Here is a 14467-nt window from a genome sequence, read left to right on the forward strand (position 1 = left end):
CCTAGCCGCGCTTGTGCCAGAACTCCAGGGCCAGTTGCCGCAAGTCCCCCGCCAGCCCGGCCACGTCGCCTGAGTTGACGTGGCTGAGCTGGCCGGCACTGACGGTCGCCTCACAGGCATTGCGAATGCCGATGATGTTGCGGTTGATGTCCTCGCTGACTGCGCTCTGCTCTTCCACCGCTGCGGCGATCTGCAAGCTCATCTCGGTAATCTGGTTGACCCGCTGGCTGATGCCGTCCAGGGCCACCGCCGCGCGCTTGGCCTGGTCGACACTGCTCTCCAGGTGCTGGCTGCTGTGCTGCATGGCCTCCACCGCATTGCGCGCGCCCATTTGCAGGGTGCTGATCATGCGCTGGATCTCGTTGGTGGAATCCTGGGTACGCTGGGCCAGCCCGCGCACTTCATCGGCGACCACGGCAAAACCCCGGCCCTGCTCCCCGGCCCGCGCCGCCTCGATTGCCGCATTCAGGGCCAGCAGGTTGGTCTGCTCGGCGATGCTGCGGATCACCTCCAGCACCCCGGAAATGTCGGTGCTATGGCTTTCCAGTTGATGGATGACCTCGGTGGCCCGCTCCAGCTCGCTGGCCAGGCGCAGCACCGCACTGCGGCTTTCGCCCACCAGCAGGTGGCCCTCACGGGTTTCGCTTTCCGCCTGGTCCGCCGCCACCGAGGCCTGCTGGGCATGGGTGGCGACCTCGGCGACGCTGGCCGCCATCTGGTGAATGGCCGCCGCCACCTGATCGGTTTCCGCCTGCTGTTCCAGGGTGCTGTTGTGGCTGCTGTGCAGATGCTCCACCAGTTCCGCGGCATGCCCCTCCAGGCGCTGGGACGCATCGCCGATGCGCCCCACTACCGCGCCCACCTGGGCTTCGAGCATCTGCAGGGCGAACTCGATGCGCCCGAACTCGTCGGTACGGCCGGTATAGATGCCCTGGCTCAAGGGGTTGTCACCGATCTGCCGGGCGCGCTCGGCCAATCGATCCAGTGGACGCGCTTGCACGCCGACCGCCGTCAGGCTCAGGCACCACCCCATGGCCATCACGGCCCCCTGGACCATCCAGGATTCGGGCAGCAGCCACACTGAAACGCCGTAGCTGCCGATGAAGCCGGCGCTGATGGAGGCCCAGAGACGCAACCGCAGGCTGATCACCGGCAACAGGCTCCACCACGAGGGGCCGGCACCGTTGAGCTGGGCATAGGCCCGCTCCGCCGCCTCGATCTGACGGACGCTGGGTTTGGTGCGCACCGACTGGTATTCCACCGCCTGGCCATCGCGGGTCACGGGCGTGACATAGGCACTGACCCAATAGTGATCGCCGTTCTTGCAACGGTTCTTCACCATGCCCATCCACGAACGGCCGCGCTTGAGGGTGCGCCACATGTGGGCGAAGGCCGCGGAGGGCATGTCCGGGTGGCGCAACAGGTTATGCGGCGAGCCCAGCAACTCTTCACGGCTGTAGCCACTGATCTTGATGAAATCAGGGTTGGCGTAGGTGATCGCGCTAGTCAGATCAGTGGTCGAAAGGATATTCGCATCAGGGGCAAAGTCCACGTTTCGCCCAGTAACCGGAAGGTTGATCTTCATGGATAGCGCGCTCGTATGTGTTGGGTGGAGTCGGCAGGGCTGCTGACTCTAAGCGCACTGATGCCACAAATACTGATCCAGCTCAGGTTTAAAGCAATTAGCCATCATTGCGATTAAAAAAGCGCAAATCGGGATTTTTTCTGCGAATGTCGGCGATATCAGCGTTTGCCCATGGAGCGACGAGTGCCGGGAGGCGCTGCGCCGGGGGTCTTGGTGTGTCCGTTGCTGGCACCATTTTTGTACCAGGGCTGCTGGGCATTCTTGGCAGGAGCAAACTCGGAAGGCTTGAAGGGAAACTTGAACGCCGGGATCGCCGCTGTGCTCGGGGTGTCGGTAGCGGTTGCGTCAGCGGCCGGGTCGACGTTCAGGGCGTCATCCGCAGCGGGTTGTGCAGGGGAAGTCATGGAAACTCCAGGAGAGAAAGGAAATCCGCGCCGGGGTGCAGGCCGCAGTGGGCGCCAGTATACCTGTGCGCCAGCCATCTTTGATCGGGGCCCACCGGGAGTTTTCTGACAGCGCTGACAGCTGGCCGTCACGGTGCTGACCGGGTTGTCGGGCTATAACTGTGCCCAGATCATGGCCATCCTTCCGACATCATTGCCCGGCGCTCTCTCCCCATGCCCATTGCCAAGAAAACAGTCGTGACCGCAGCGGTACTCGTGATGCTCATCGCCGGCCTCGCGTGGTTCCTGAACAAGCCCGCCACCGCCAGGCTGGCCGCGCCCACGGCCATTCCGGTACGGGTGGTCAGCGTGCACCAGCAGGATGTGCCGCGTTACGCCAGCGGCATCGGCACGGTACTGTCGCTGCACAGCGTGGTGATTCGCCCACAGGTGGATGGCATCCTGACCCGGCTGCTGGTCAAGGAGGGGCAACTGGTCAAGACCGGCGACCTGCTGGCGACCATCGATGATCGTTCGATACGCGCCAACCTCGATCAGGCCCGGGCCCAGCTGGCGCAGAACCAGGCCCAGTTGCAGGTGGCCCAGATCAACCTCAAGCGCTACAAGCTGCTGTCGGTGGATGACGGCATCTCGAAGCAGACCTATGACCAGCAAGTGGCCCTGGTCAATCAGCTCAACGCCACGGCCCAGGGTAACCAGGCTGCCATTGATGCCGCTCAGGTACAGCTTTCCTACACTCAGATCCGCTCTCCCGTCAGCGGCCGGGTGGGGATTCGTACCGTTGATGAAGGCAACTTCCTGCGCATGAGCGATACCCAGGGCCTGTTCTCGGTGACCCAGATCGACCCGATTGCCGTGGAGTTTTCCCTGCCCCAGCAAATGCTGCCAACCCTGCAGCAACTGATCCGCGCCCAGGACCCGGCGGCGGTCAAGGCCTTCCTCGGCGCTGACAGCAATAGCGCCGGGGCCCTGCTGGGCAACGGCCACCTGACCCTGATCGACAACCAGATCAACGCCGGGACCGGCACCATCCGCGCCAAGGCGGAGTTCAGCAACGCCCAGCAGCAGCTGTGGCCCGGGCAACTGGTGACGGTGAAAATCCAGACCGCCCTGGACCAGAACGCCCTCACCGTACCGCCGACCGTGGTCCAGCGCGGCCTGGACCAGCACTTCGTGTACCGGGTCAAGGGCCAGCAGGTGGAAGTCGTGCCGGTGCAGGTGGTGTATCAGGACAGCGGGTTGAACATCATCTCCGGGGTCCAGGCTGGCGATGTGCTGGTCAGTGACGGCCAGTCGCGGCTCAAGCCCGGCTCCCAGGTCCAGGTACTGAGCGATCCACCCCAGGTGGTACAGGCGACGGAGCCCCAGCCATGAAGGGCCATGGCTCGGTGTCCGCCTGGTGCGTCGACCATCCGGTTGCCACCGTCCTGCTGACCTTCGCCCTGGTACTGTTGGGCGCCATTGCCTTCCCGCGCCTGCCGGTGGCGCCGCTGCCAGAGGCCGAGTTCCCGACCATCCAGGTGTCCGCCGCCCTGCCCGGTGCCAGCCCGGACACCATGGCCTCTTCCGTGGCCACGCCCCTGGAGGTGCAATTCAGCGCCATTCCCGGCATGACCCAGATGACCTCCAGCAGCGCCCTGGGCTCGTCCTTGCTGACCCTGCAATTCACCTTGAACAAGAGCATCGACACCGCCGCCCAGGAAGTGCAGGCGGCGATCAACACCGCCGCTGGCAAGTTGCCCAAGGACATGCCCACCCTGCCCACCTGGAAGAAGGTCAACCCGGCGGACAGCCCGGTGCTGATCCTCAGCATCAGTTCGACGCAGATGCCCGGCACCGAGCTCAGTGACTACGCGGAAACCCTGCTGGCCCGACAGATCAGCCAGATCGACGGGGTCGGCCAGATCAACATCACCGGCCAGCAGCGCCCGGCGATCCGGGTCCAGGCTTCGGCGGACAAACTGGCGGCCATCGGCCTGACCCTGGCCGACATCCGCCTGGCGATCCAGCAGACCAGCCTCAACCTGGCCAAGGGTGCACTGTATGGCGAGTCGAGCATCTCCACCCTGTCCACCAACGACCAGTTGTTCCATCCCGAGGAATACGGCCAGTTGATCGTTTCCTACAAGGACGGTGCCCCCGTGCACCTGCAGGATGTGGCGCGGGTAGTCAACGGTTCGGAAGATGCCTACGTCCAGGCCTGGTCCGGCGACCAACCGGGGGTCAACCTGGTGATCTCGCGCCAGCCCGGGGCCAATATCGTCGAGACCGTGGACCGCATCCAGGCTGCCCTGCCAGGCCTGGAGGCCATGCTCCCGGCCTCGGTGCAGGTCAAGGTGCTGGTGGACCGGACCCAGACCATCCGCGCCTCATTGCACGAAGTGGAGATCACCCTGCTGATCGCCGTGCTGCTGGTGGTGGCGGTGATGGCGCTGTTCCTGCGCCAGTGGTCCGCGACCCTGATCGTCTCCGCGGTGCTGGGCGTGTCCCTGACCGCCAGTTTCGCCTTGATGTACGTGCTGGGCTTCAGCCTGAACAACCTGACCCTGGTGGCCATTGTCGTGGCCGTGGGCTTTGTGGTGGATGACGCCATCGTCGTGGTGGAGAACATCCACCGCCACCTGGAAGCCGGCGACGGCATGCGCGCGGCGGCAATCAAGGGCGCCGGCGAGATCGGCTTCACCGTGGTCTCCATCAGCTTCTCCCTGGTGGCGGCGTTCATTCCCCTGCTGTTCATGGGCGGCGTGGTGGGCCGGCTGTTCAAGGAGTTCGCCCTGACCGCCACTTCCACCATCATGATTTCGGTGGTGGTCTCGCTGACCCTGGCCCCCACCCTGGCGGCCCTGTTCATGCGCGCGCCGGTGCACCCGGCCCATGCCAAGCCGGGCTTCGGCGAGCGCCTGCTGGCGGTCTACGAGCGCGGCCTGCGCAAGGCCCTGGCCCACCAGAAACTGATGCTGGGGATCTTCGGCCTGACCCTGAGCATGGCCATTGCCGGCTATATCCTGATCCCCAAGGGCTTCTTCCCCGTGCAGGACACCGGCTTCGTGCTCGGTACTACCGAAGCTGCGGCGGACATTTCCTACCCGGACATGGTGAAAAAGCACCAGGCGCTGGCCGAGATCGTCGCCGCCGACCCGGCAGTGCAGGCCTTCTCCCACTCCGTGGGGGTCTCGGGCAGCAACCAGACCATCGCCAACGGCCGCTTCTGGATTTCCCTCAAGAACCGTGGCGACCGGGACGTGTCTGCCAGTGCCTTCATCGACCGCATCCGCCCGCAACTGATGAAGGTGCCCGGCATTGTCCTGTACCTGCGGGCCGGCCAGGACATCAACCTCAGCTCTGGTCCCAGCCGCGCCCAGTACCAGTACGTACTGAAAAGCAACGACGGCCCGACCCTGAGCACCTGGACCCAGCGCCTGACGGAAAAGCTGCGCAGCAACCCGGCCTTCCGTGACATCTCCAACGACCTGCAACTGGGCGGCAGCATCACCCACATCCAGATCGATCGCACGGCTGCCGCGCGTTTCGGCCTTACCGCCAGCGATGTCGACGAGGCACTGTACGACGCCTTCGGCCAGCGCCAGATCAACGAGTTCCAGACCGAGATCAACCAGTACAACGTGATCCTTGAACTCGACACCCAGCAACGGGGCAAGGCCGAGAGCCTCAACTACTTCTACCTGCGCTCGCCGCTGACCGGAGAAATGGTCCCGCTCTCTGCCCTGGCGCGCTTCGATGCGCCCACCATCGGCCCGCTGTCGATTGCCCACGACGGCATGTTCCCGGCGGCCAACCTGTCCTTCAACCTGGCCCCCGGCGTGGCCCTGGGCGATGCGGTCATCCTGCTCAACCAGGCCAAGAGCGAGATCGGCATGCCAACGGCCATCAGCGGCAATTTCCAGGGCGCGGCCCAGGCCTTCCAGAGCTCGCTGGCCAGCCAGCCGTACCTGATCCTGGCGGCGCTGGTGGCGGTGTACATCATTCTCGGGGTGCTGTACGAAAGCTTCGTGCATCCCTTGACCATCATTTCCACCCTGCCCTCGGCCGGGCTGGGCGCCTTGCTGATGCTCTGGCTGTGCGGCCAGGACTTTTCCATCATGGCGCTGATCGGCCTGGTGCTGCTGATCGGCATCGTCAAGAAGAACGGCATCCTGATGATCGACTTTGCCCTGGAAGCCCAGCGCCACGGCGGCCTGCCTCCCGAGGAGGCGATCTACCAGGCCTGCATCACCCGCTTCCGGCCGATCATCATGACCACCCTGGCCGCCCTGCTCGGTGCCCTGCCGCTGATGCTCGGCTACGGCGCCGGCGCCGAACTGCGCCAGCCCCTGGGGATTGCCGTGGTGGGCGGCCTGCTGGTCAGCCAGGCCCTGACGCTGTTCACCACGCCGGTCATATACTTGTGGCTTGAGCGGCTGTTCCACCGGCCCCAGCCGGCCCTGTTGCCGGCCACCACTACCTGAGGCGGGTCATGCGCGTTCTGATTATCGAAGACGAAGAAAAAACGGCCGATTACCTGCACCGCGGGTTGACCGAGCAAGGCTACACCGTCGACCTGGCCCGGGACGGCGTCGAAGGCCTGCACATGGCTCTGGAGGGCGACTATGCCGTGATAGTGCTGGATGTGATGCTGCCCGGCCTGGATGGCTTTGGCGTATTGCGAGCACTGCGTGCGCGCAAGCAGACCCCGGTGATCATGCTCACCGCCCGCGAACGCGTGGAAGACCGCATCAAGGGCCTGCGCGATGGCGCCGACGACTACCTGGGCAAGCCCTTCTCCTTCCTTGAACTGGTGGCCCGCCTGCAAGCCCTGACCCGTCGCAGCGGTGGGCATGAGCCGGTGCAGATCAGCATCGCCGACCTGTGGATCGACCTGATCAGCCGCAAGGCCAGCCGTGCTGGCAGCCGCCTGGACCTGACCGCCAAGGAGTTTTCCCTGCTCAGCGTGCTGGCCCGGCGCCAGGGCGAGATCCTGTCCAAGACCGCCATCGCGGAAATGGTCTGGGACATCAATTTCGACAGCGACGCGAATGTCGTCGAAGTGGCGATCAAGCGCCTGCGGGCCAAGCTCGACGGCCCCTTCGAACAGAAACTGCTGCACACCATCCGTGGCATGGGCTATGTGCTGGAGAGCCGCGGTGCCGAGTAACTCCATTGCCCTGCGCCTGAGCGGGCTGTTCACTCTGGTGGCGCTGCTGATCTTCCTGCTGATTGGCGGGGCCCTCTACCAGCAGGTGGACAAGGGCCTGGGGCTGCTCCCGGAAGCCGAACTGGATGCGCGCTACAGCGTGCTGGAGTCGGCCCTGACCCGCTACGGCAACCCCGAGCACTGGGCCAAGATCAACGCCAAGCTCAAGCTGCTGAGCGAGGAAGACAAGCGCATCCGCTTCTGGGCCATCAGCGGCGACCCCGGCTATGAATACGGCAACCCCGACGCGCAGATCCGCGAATTCGCCCAAGGCCCCCTGGGCATGCGTGACCTGAACCTGAGCGATCACCCCTATCCGCTGAAAGTCCTGGTCAGCCAGTTGCCGGCCAAGGAACAGCGCCCGGCCCTGCGCTTTCTGATCGCCATCGACACCGACACCTTCCACCAGACCCAGCATCAGTTGCTGATGGCCCTGATCGGCCTGGCCATTGTCGGCGTGCTGCTGGCCTCGGCCCTGGGCTATTGGGTGGCGCGGATCGGCCTCAAGCCGCTGATCAAGCTCTCCCAGGAAGCCCAGCGCCTGGCACCGCCACGGCTGTCCGGGCGCCTGCAATTGTCGCCACTGCCGCCGGAACTGAAGCAGTTCGTCAATTCCTTCAACTCCACGTTGGAACGGGTCGAACACGCCTACTCGCGCCTGGAGTCGTTCAACGCCGATGTGGCCCACGAACTGCGCTCGCCCCTGACCAACCTGATCGGCCAGACCCAGGTCGCCCTGACCCGGGGGCGCTCGGCGGAGCATTACTTCGAGGTACTGCAATCGAACCTCGAAGAGCTGGAGCGGCTGCGTTCGATCATCAACGACATGCTGTTCCTGGCCAGTGCCGACCAGGGCAGCAAGGCCACCAAGCTCACCACCAGTTCCCTGGCGGCGGAAGTGGCAACGACCCTGGACTACCTGGACTTCATCCTCGAAGACGCCCAGGTCAGGGTCGAGGTTCAGGGCGATGCCCAGGTGCGGATCGAGGTTGCCCACCTGCGCCGGGCCCTGATCAACCTGCTGAGCAACGCGGTGCAGCACACCGCAGCCGGGGAAGTGATCCAGGTGCGGATCGAGGTCCAGGAACACCAGGTGGCGATCGCCGTCAGCAACCCGGGGCAGGACATTGCCAGTGAACACCTGCCACGGCTGTTCGAGCGTTTCTACCGGGTGGATCCCTCGCGCAGCAACAGCGGTGCCAATCACGGCCTGGGGCTGGCCATCGTCAAGGCCATCGCCCTGATGCATGGCGGCGATGTGTTCGTGCGCAGCGACCGGGGCATCAATACCTTCGGCCTGTACCTGCCTCTCTGACTCGGGATTCTCGGATTCTGTAGGAGCCGGCTTGCCGGCGAAGGCGTCAACACATCCGGCGCAAGGCGATAGGGCGCGTTCGCTGGCAAGCCAGCTCCTACTATTGTTTTTTTTGTAACAGTCCTTATCCTGTTCGGCTCTTTTTCCAGCAGCCACGTGGTTATATTTTTGTCGCACCGAATTGAACTTGCTCTGCAAGAAGGTCTTCAGAAATGTCCAACAGTATGGGTATCGCCAGCGCGTTCGTTTTGTCTTCCCTGTTCGTGGCACCAATGGCCATGGCCGAAGAATCCCAGGGATTCGTGGCAAGAAATGCCGCACGCGCCGCCGCTTTCGAACAAGCCCAGATCGCCCAGGCAGCCCAGCAGCAAAACACTCAGCAAGCCCAGAAGATCACTGCCGAGCAAAGCAAGAGCGACACTCAGAAAGACAGTTGATCCACGCTTCCGACTTGTTTCCCTCGACAACTTCTCTGCTTTCAACCCGGGAGTAAGTTGTCTTAAAGCCGCTGAGTTCAGCGGCTTTTTTTTGCCGTATAGAAACCCTCGGCACACTCGTCATACCCAGAACAAGAAACACCCGAATTCACAATAAGAAGCCATTGTCGTTCACCAAAGGAGCTAAACGTTGTTCAAGACCTCACTGAAGATCAGCCCCCTGTTCATTGCAATCGCCGCAACGATCCCGACACTCGGGCAAGCCGCCGAAGAAACCAAGACCGAGGGTTTTGTCGAGGGTTCGAGCCTCAAGCTCAACGCCCGCAACTACTACATGAACCGCAACCGCCTGCAGCAGAACAAAGACAACATCGAATGGGGCCAGGGTTTTCTCGGCGTCTTCGAGTCGGGCTACACCCAGGGCACCGTGGGTTTCGGCCTTGATGCCAACGCCATGCTCGGCCTCAAGCTGGACGGTGGTGGCGGCACCACCAAGTCAAGCATCCTGCCTATCAGCGACGATGGCCGGCACAAGGCACCCGGCTCGTTCTCCACCGCCGGCGCCACCTTGAAAATGCGGGCCTTCGATACCGAGCTCAAGGCTGGCGACCTGTTCCTCAACAACCCGGTGATCGCCGGCGGCATGAGCCGCATGCTGCCCCAGACCTTCCGCGGCGTGAGCCTAACCAACCACAGCTTCGACGGCTGGTTGATCGAGGGCGGCCAGGCCAGCTTCACCAAGCCGTACAACCAGAGTGGACACAAACGCATCGGTACTTCCTACGGCAGCTTGCGCGAGGGCGACGAGAGCCTGCACCTGAACTGGGCCGGCGTGGCCTGGAGCGGCGTGCCAGGGCTGACCAGCAGCCTCTACGCGTCCGAACTCAAGGACATCTGGAACCAGTACTACTACGACCTGGACTACACCTACGCGGTCAACGAACTGGTCAGCCTCAACCCGGGCCTGCACTTCTATCACACTCAGGACACCGGCCAGGCGCTGCTGGGCAACATCGACAACAACACCTACAGCCTGCACTTCACCGTCGGCGTGGGTAACCACAGCGTCACCGCGGCCTATCAGCGGGTCAACGGCAACACACCGTTCGACTACATCGCCCAGGGCGACAGCATCTACCTGGACAACTCCCAGCAGTATTCGGACTTCAACGGCCCCAACGAGCGTTCGTGGAAGCTCAAGTACGCCTATGACTTTGCCGGTCTCGGCCTGCCGGGCCTGACTTCGGCGCTGTCCTACTCGCGCGGCGAGCTGGACCTGACCAAGGTCGATCCGGCCAGCCGCGGCTATGCCAGCTGGTACAGCGCCGACGGCAAGAACGCCAAGCACTGGGAGCGCGACCTGGACCTCAAGTACGTGGTACAGGGCGGCAGCGCCAAGGACCTCGCCGTACGCCTGCAGTGGGCCACCAACCGTGGCGGCAACGGCTACGGCGCGCTGGACAACGACACCGACGAATACCGGGTGATCGTCGACTACCCGATCAACGTCTTCTAAGCCGCCCAAACAAAAAGACCAGCATGTTTTGCTGGTCTTTTTTTTATCGGAGATTTATACAAGCGCGCAGGCGTGACCGATTTCTGTAGCCCACGTCCACACTAGACTCAAAACTGTCGACGCAGCAGAAATCAAAATCATGAACGTGAGTAGTGCGACACCCCGCACAGGGAAGATCGCGTCAAATACCGAGCGCCTGCTGATCCTCTCCAGCTCGCTGATCGTTGTAGCCATTCTCGGCATCGTCACCTACCTGTTGATCCGCGAACACGCCGCTGCCGAACAGGCTGCCACACGTGCCGCCAACAACATCGTGCAACTGATCGACGCCGATGTATTGCGCAACGTCGAGCTCTACGACCTGTCTCTCAAGGGACTGATCAGTGCCGCGCAACGTGACGATCTGAAGGATGTATCGGCGTCCATACGTCACCTGGCGCTGTTCGACCGGGCCACCGCAGCGCCCTACAAGGGCGACATCCTGCTGCTGGACAGGCACGGCGACGTGCTGGCCGACTCGGCCTCGGTCGTGCCGCGCACGGGCAACTACGCCGATCGCGAGTACTTTCGATCGCACATCGACAATCCGGACCCGAGGATGATGATCAGCCCGCCGTTCCGCGCGCGCACCGCCGATCACGACTGGCGGATCAGCTTCAGCCGCCGGCTCAGCGACGAGCATGGCCAGTTCATCGGCGTGGCCGAAGCGGCCATGCGCCTGAGCTACTTCAACGAGCTGTTCAGAAATCTGGATATCGGTCGCAACGGTACGATCAACCTGGTGAGCCGCGACGGCGTTCTGCTGGCCCAGCAACCGCCGCTGGCAGACGACCTGATAGGCAAGAACTTCAGCAGCCGCCCCAACTTCGTCCGCATTCTGCGTGAAGGCAACGGCAGCTTCAGCAGCGTCTCCAGCGTTGATCAGAAGCAGCGGCTGTACACCTTTTCCCAGGTCGGCGATCTGCCCCTGATCGTGATTGTCGCGCTGTCCATCGACGAGGTCTTCGGAGCCTGGCAACGCACCGCGGTGCTGATCAGCGGCGCCACTGGCGCCCTCTGCATCGCCCTGTTCTGGCTGACCTGGCAGTTGTGCCGCGAACTGCGGCGCCGGCAGAGCGCCGAGCAGGAACTGGCGCGCCTGGCAGCCGTCGATGCCCTCACCGGCCTGGCCAATCGCCGTACCCTGGACCAGGTGCTGGGCAACGAATGGTCGCGGGCCCGGCGAGCCAACCTGCCGTTGTCGCTATTGATGGTCGATGTCGATCACTTCAAATCCTTCAACGACCGCTTCGGCCATCCACTGGGGGACCAGGCCTTGCGTGTGGTGGCACAGAGCATTGGCGCCTGCGTCGGGCGCCCATCGGACCTGGCGGCGCGCTATGGCGGCGAGGAGTTTGCGGTCATCCTGCCAGGAACCGACAGTGCCGGCGCCGCCGTACTCGCCGAGAAGATCCGCACCAGCATCGCCGCCTTGCCGGCCATCAGCGAACACGCCGCGCCGCTGACCGTGAGCATTGGCATCAACACCTGGTCGGGTAACCTCGATATCGGTCTTGAACAGTGGGTGAGCGACGCCGACAAGGCGCTGTATCAGGCCAAGTACAGCGGGCGCAACCGGGTGGTTTCCAACATGTCCCAGGGCGGCTCCAAGCGCGGCGCTTGAAACCGCAGGCATAAAAAAAGGCCATCCGGGGGGATGGCCTTCAAAAACAAAAGGAAAGAGAGAGTGACTTACACGGCCGCAACCGGACGCATGTAAGAGATCGGTGCAGTGCTGGCATCTTCGAAGGTCACGACTTCCCAGGCATCTTTCTGCTCAATCAACTTGCGCAGTAGCTGGTTGTTCAGTGCATGGCCCGACTTGAAGCCTTTGAACTCACCTATCAGGCTGTTGCCCAGCAGGTAGAGGTCGCCAATTGCATCCAGGATCTTGTGCTTGACGAATTCGTCTTCGTAGCGAAGACCGTCTTCATTCAGTACGCCATCCGAATCGACCACAATTGCGTTTTCCACGCTGCCGCCGAGTGCGAGGTTGTGCTTGCGCAGGTACTCGATATCACTCATGAAACCAAAGGTACGGGCGCGGCTGACTTCTTTTACAAACGAAGTACTGGAGAAGTCCACGCTTGCACTCTGGGTGCGGTCACGGAAAACCGGGTGATCGAAATCGATCTCGAAGCTCACTTTAAAACCATCGAAAGGCACGAAAGTGGCGCGCTTGTCGCCGTCTTCCACGGTCACTTCACGAAGGATGCGGATGAACTTTTTAGCTGCGTCCTGTTCTTCGAGGCCAGCAGATTGAATCAGGAATACGAAGGGTCCGGCACTGCCATCCATGATCGGGACTTCAGACGCGGAGAGCTCGACGTAGGCGTTATCGATGCCCAGGCCAGCCATGGCCGAGAGCAAGTGCTCCACCGTGTCCACTTTGACGTCACCGTTGACCAGAGTGGTCGACATCGTGGTTTCGCCAACATTTTCCGCGCGAGCAGGAATCTGCACCACAGGGTCCAGGTCGGCACGACAAAACACAATGCCGGTGTCGACAGGCGCAGGCTTGAGGGTCAGGTATACCTTCTCCCCGGAATGCAGGCCTACACCTGTGGCACGGATAATATTCTTCAGGGTGCGTTGTTTAATCATGGCTTGGGCCGCTTCAGCGCAAATTGCGAACTGGTATCAACAAAGGCTGGCGATAATAGCAGACCATGCCTTTGCTGAACACCAATCACCCTAATACCCCTGATGCATTCCATCAATCGGCCTGACGACGCAGGAATGCCGGGATGTCCAGGTAGTCCAGATCATCTTGCGGATTCAGCTTCGCCGCGGTCGCCGCGTTCGACTGCGCCTGATTGCGCATGACGGTCGGACGGTCCAGGTCACGGTAGTTCACCGACGGCAGTTCCTGGCGAGCAGGGGCTGGCGCTTGCGACTGGGCGGACATGGAAGTCTGGACGGTGTTGTCGATGACCTTCACAGGCTTCTCGATTTTTGCGCCCAGGCCGGTGGCCACTACGGTTACATGCAGCTCGTCACGCATGTCCGGATCGATAACGGTACCGACCTTGACCATGGCGTGTTCGGAAGCGAAGGCCTCGATGATGCTACCCACGTCGGAGTACTCGCCCAGGGACAAGTCAGGACCGGCGGTGATGTTCACCAGGATGCCGCGTGCGCCTTCCAGGTTCACGTCTTCCAGCAGCGGGTTGCGGATCGCCGCTTCAGTGGCTTCACGTGCACGGTTCGGACCGCTGGCGCAGCCAGTGCCCATCATCGCCATGCCCATTTCGCTCATCACGGTACGTACGTCGGCGAAGTCGACGTTGATCATGCCCGGACGCTTGATGATGTCGGAGATACCGCGAACGGCACCGGCCAACACGTCGTCCGCCTTGGCGAAAGCCGACAGCAGGCTGGCGTCCTTGCCGAGGATGGTCAGCAGTTTCTCGTTGGGGATGGTGATCAACGAGTCGACGCTTTCGCTCAGCGCGCGGATGCCCTCATCGGCGATCTGCATGCGCTTGCGGCCTTCGAACGGGAACGGACGGGTCACCACCGCAACGGTGAGGATGCCCATTTCCTTGGCCACTTCAGCAATGATCGGTGCCGCACCGGTACCGGTACCGCCGCCCATGCCGGTGGTGATGAACACCATGTTGGTGCCCGCCAGTACTTCAGCGATACGCTCGCGGTCTTCCAGGGCGGCTTGACGGCCGACTTCCGGATTGGCACCCGCACCCAGGCCCTTGGTCACGCCGGTACCCAGTTGCAGGATGGTCCGCGCGCCGATGTTTTTCAGCGCTTGAGCATCAGTGTTGGCGCAGATGAACTCGACGCCTTCGATGTTGCTCTTGACCATGTGATTGACCGCGTTGCCGCCGCCACCGCCAACACCGATAACCTTGATTACCGGACTTTGCGGGATGTTGTCTACGAGTTCGAACATTTTCCCTCTCCTTTCATTTCTCTAGTTTTTCGCCTACTGCCTACTGCTTTGAAACGGTGTTGCGGTAAAT

General features: G+C 62.6%; 10 protein-coding genes and 2 pseudogenes. 7 read left to right on the top strand and 5 right to left on the bottom strand.

What is annotated here, in order from left to right; genetic code table 11:
- Position 1 precedes the first annotated feature (1 nt).
- The 3 genes and pseudogenes from PFLCHA0_RS32435 to PFLCHA0_RS25060 all read right to left on the bottom strand — a co-directional run.
- Positions 2-991 (bottom strand): annotated as a pseudogene (locus tag PFLCHA0_RS32435) (methyl-accepting chemotaxis protein); the annotation flags it as partial.
- Positions 992-1303: 312 nt separating this feature from the next.
- Positions 1304-1585, bottom strand: a pseudogene (locus PFLCHA0_RS32440) (PAS domain-containing protein); the annotation flags it as partial.
- Between the two features lie 158 nt (positions 1586-1743).
- A complete protein-coding gene (locus PFLCHA0_RS25060; RefSeq protein WP_011063296.1) occupies positions 1744-1989 on the bottom strand; it encodes a hypothetical protein in 246 nt (81 codons plus the stop codon).
- A 213-nt stretch (positions 1990-2202) separates the two neighbouring features.
- Here PFLCHA0_RS25060 and PFLCHA0_RS25065 point away from each other — a divergent pair, with 213 nt between their 5' ends.
- From PFLCHA0_RS25065 to PFLCHA0_RS25095, 7 genes are all read left to right on the top strand, one after another.
- On the top strand, positions 2203-3363 hold the full coding sequence (locus PFLCHA0_RS25065; RefSeq protein WP_015636921.1) for an efflux RND transporter periplasmic adaptor subunit: 1161 nt from the start codon (positions 2203-2205) through the stop codon (positions 3361-3363).
- Complete coding sequence (locus tag PFLCHA0_RS25070; protein ID WP_015636922.1) at positions 3360-6455, top strand: multidrug efflux RND transporter permease subunit; 3096 nt, start codon at positions 3360-3362, stop codon at positions 6453-6455. The genes PFLCHA0_RS25065 and PFLCHA0_RS25070 overlap by 4 nt, the downstream gene beginning before the upstream one ends.
- Before the next feature lie 8 nt (positions 6456-6463).
- Positions 6464-7141, top strand: a complete 678-nt coding sequence (locus PFLCHA0_RS25075) for a heavy metal response regulator transcription factor (RefSeq protein WP_011063299.1) — start codon at positions 6464-6466, stop codon at positions 7139-7141.
- A complete protein-coding gene (locus PFLCHA0_RS25080) occupies positions 7131-8495 on the top strand; it encodes a heavy metal sensor histidine kinase (RefSeq protein ID WP_041752549.1) in 1365 nt (454 codons plus the stop codon). The genes PFLCHA0_RS25075 and PFLCHA0_RS25080 overlap by 11 nt, the downstream gene beginning before the upstream one ends.
- 212 nt (positions 8496-8707) lie before the next feature.
- Positions 8708-8932 carry a hypothetical protein gene (locus PFLCHA0_RS25085; protein WP_011063301.1) on the top strand — a complete coding sequence of 75 codons (225 nt, stop codon included), beginning with the start codon at positions 8708-8710 and terminating at the stop codon, positions 8930-8932.
- A 190-nt stretch (positions 8933-9122) separates the two neighbouring features.
- A complete protein-coding gene (locus tag PFLCHA0_RS25090) occupies positions 9123-10448 on the top strand; it encodes an OprD family porin (protein ID WP_015636924.1) in 1326 nt (441 codons plus the stop codon).
- A 139-nt stretch (positions 10449-10587) separates the two neighbouring features.
- Complete coding sequence (locus PFLCHA0_RS25095; RefSeq protein ID WP_015636925.1) at positions 10588-12111, top strand: sensor domain-containing diguanylate cyclase; 1524 nt, start codon at positions 10588-10590, stop codon at positions 12109-12111.
- 68 nt (positions 12112-12179) lie between these two features.
- Here the strand turns inward: PFLCHA0_RS25095 and lpxC are convergent, their stop codons facing one another.
- Entirely contained in the window at positions 12180-13091 is a 912-nt protein-coding gene (gene lpxC / locus PFLCHA0_RS25100; protein WP_011063304.1) for a UDP-3-O-acyl-N-acetylglucosamine deacetylase, read from the bottom strand.
- Positions 13092-13203: 112 nt separating this feature from the next.
- On the bottom strand, positions 13204-14397 hold the full coding sequence (gene ftsZ, locus PFLCHA0_RS25105; protein ID WP_011063305.1) for a cell division protein FtsZ: 1194 nt from the start codon (positions 14395-14397) through the stop codon (positions 13204-13206).
- Positions 14398-14467: the final 70 nt, after the last annotated feature.

Source organism: Pseudomonas protegens CHA0, from assembly GCF_000397205.1.
Classification (GTDB): domain Bacteria; phylum Pseudomonadota; class Gammaproteobacteria; order Pseudomonadales; family Pseudomonadaceae; genus Aquipseudomonas; species Aquipseudomonas protegens.

Coding starts and splice junctions, on each gene's coding strand:
- PFLCHA0_RS25085 (WP_011063301.1), top strand. CDS start 8,708: ATGTCCAACAGTATGGGTATCGCCAGCGCGTTCGTTTTGTCTTCCCTG.
- PFLCHA0_RS25095 (WP_015636925.1), top strand. CDS start 10,588: ATGAACGTGAGTAGTGCGACACCCCGCACAGGGAAGATCGCGTCAAAT.
- PFLCHA0_RS25075 (WP_011063299.1), top strand. CDS start 6,464: ATGCGCGTTCTGATTATCGAAGACGAAGAAAAAACGGCCGATTACCTG.
- lpxC (WP_011063304.1), bottom strand. CDS start 13,091: ATGATTAAACAACGCACCCTGAAGAATATTATCCGTGCCACAGGTGTA.
- PFLCHA0_RS25065 (WP_015636921.1), top strand. CDS start 2,203: ATGCCCATTGCCAAGAAAACAGTCGTGACCGCAGCGGTACTCGTGATG.
- ftsZ (WP_011063305.1), bottom strand. CDS start 14,397: ATGTTCGAACTCGTAGACAACATCCCGCAAAGTCCGGTAATCAAGGTT.
- PFLCHA0_RS25060 (WP_011063296.1), bottom strand. CDS start 1,989: ATGACTTCCCCTGCACAACCCGCTGCGGATGACGCCCTGAACGTCGAC.
- PFLCHA0_RS25070 (WP_015636922.1), top strand. CDS start 3,360: ATGAAGGGCCATGGCTCGGTGTCCGCCTGGTGCGTCGACCATCCGGTT.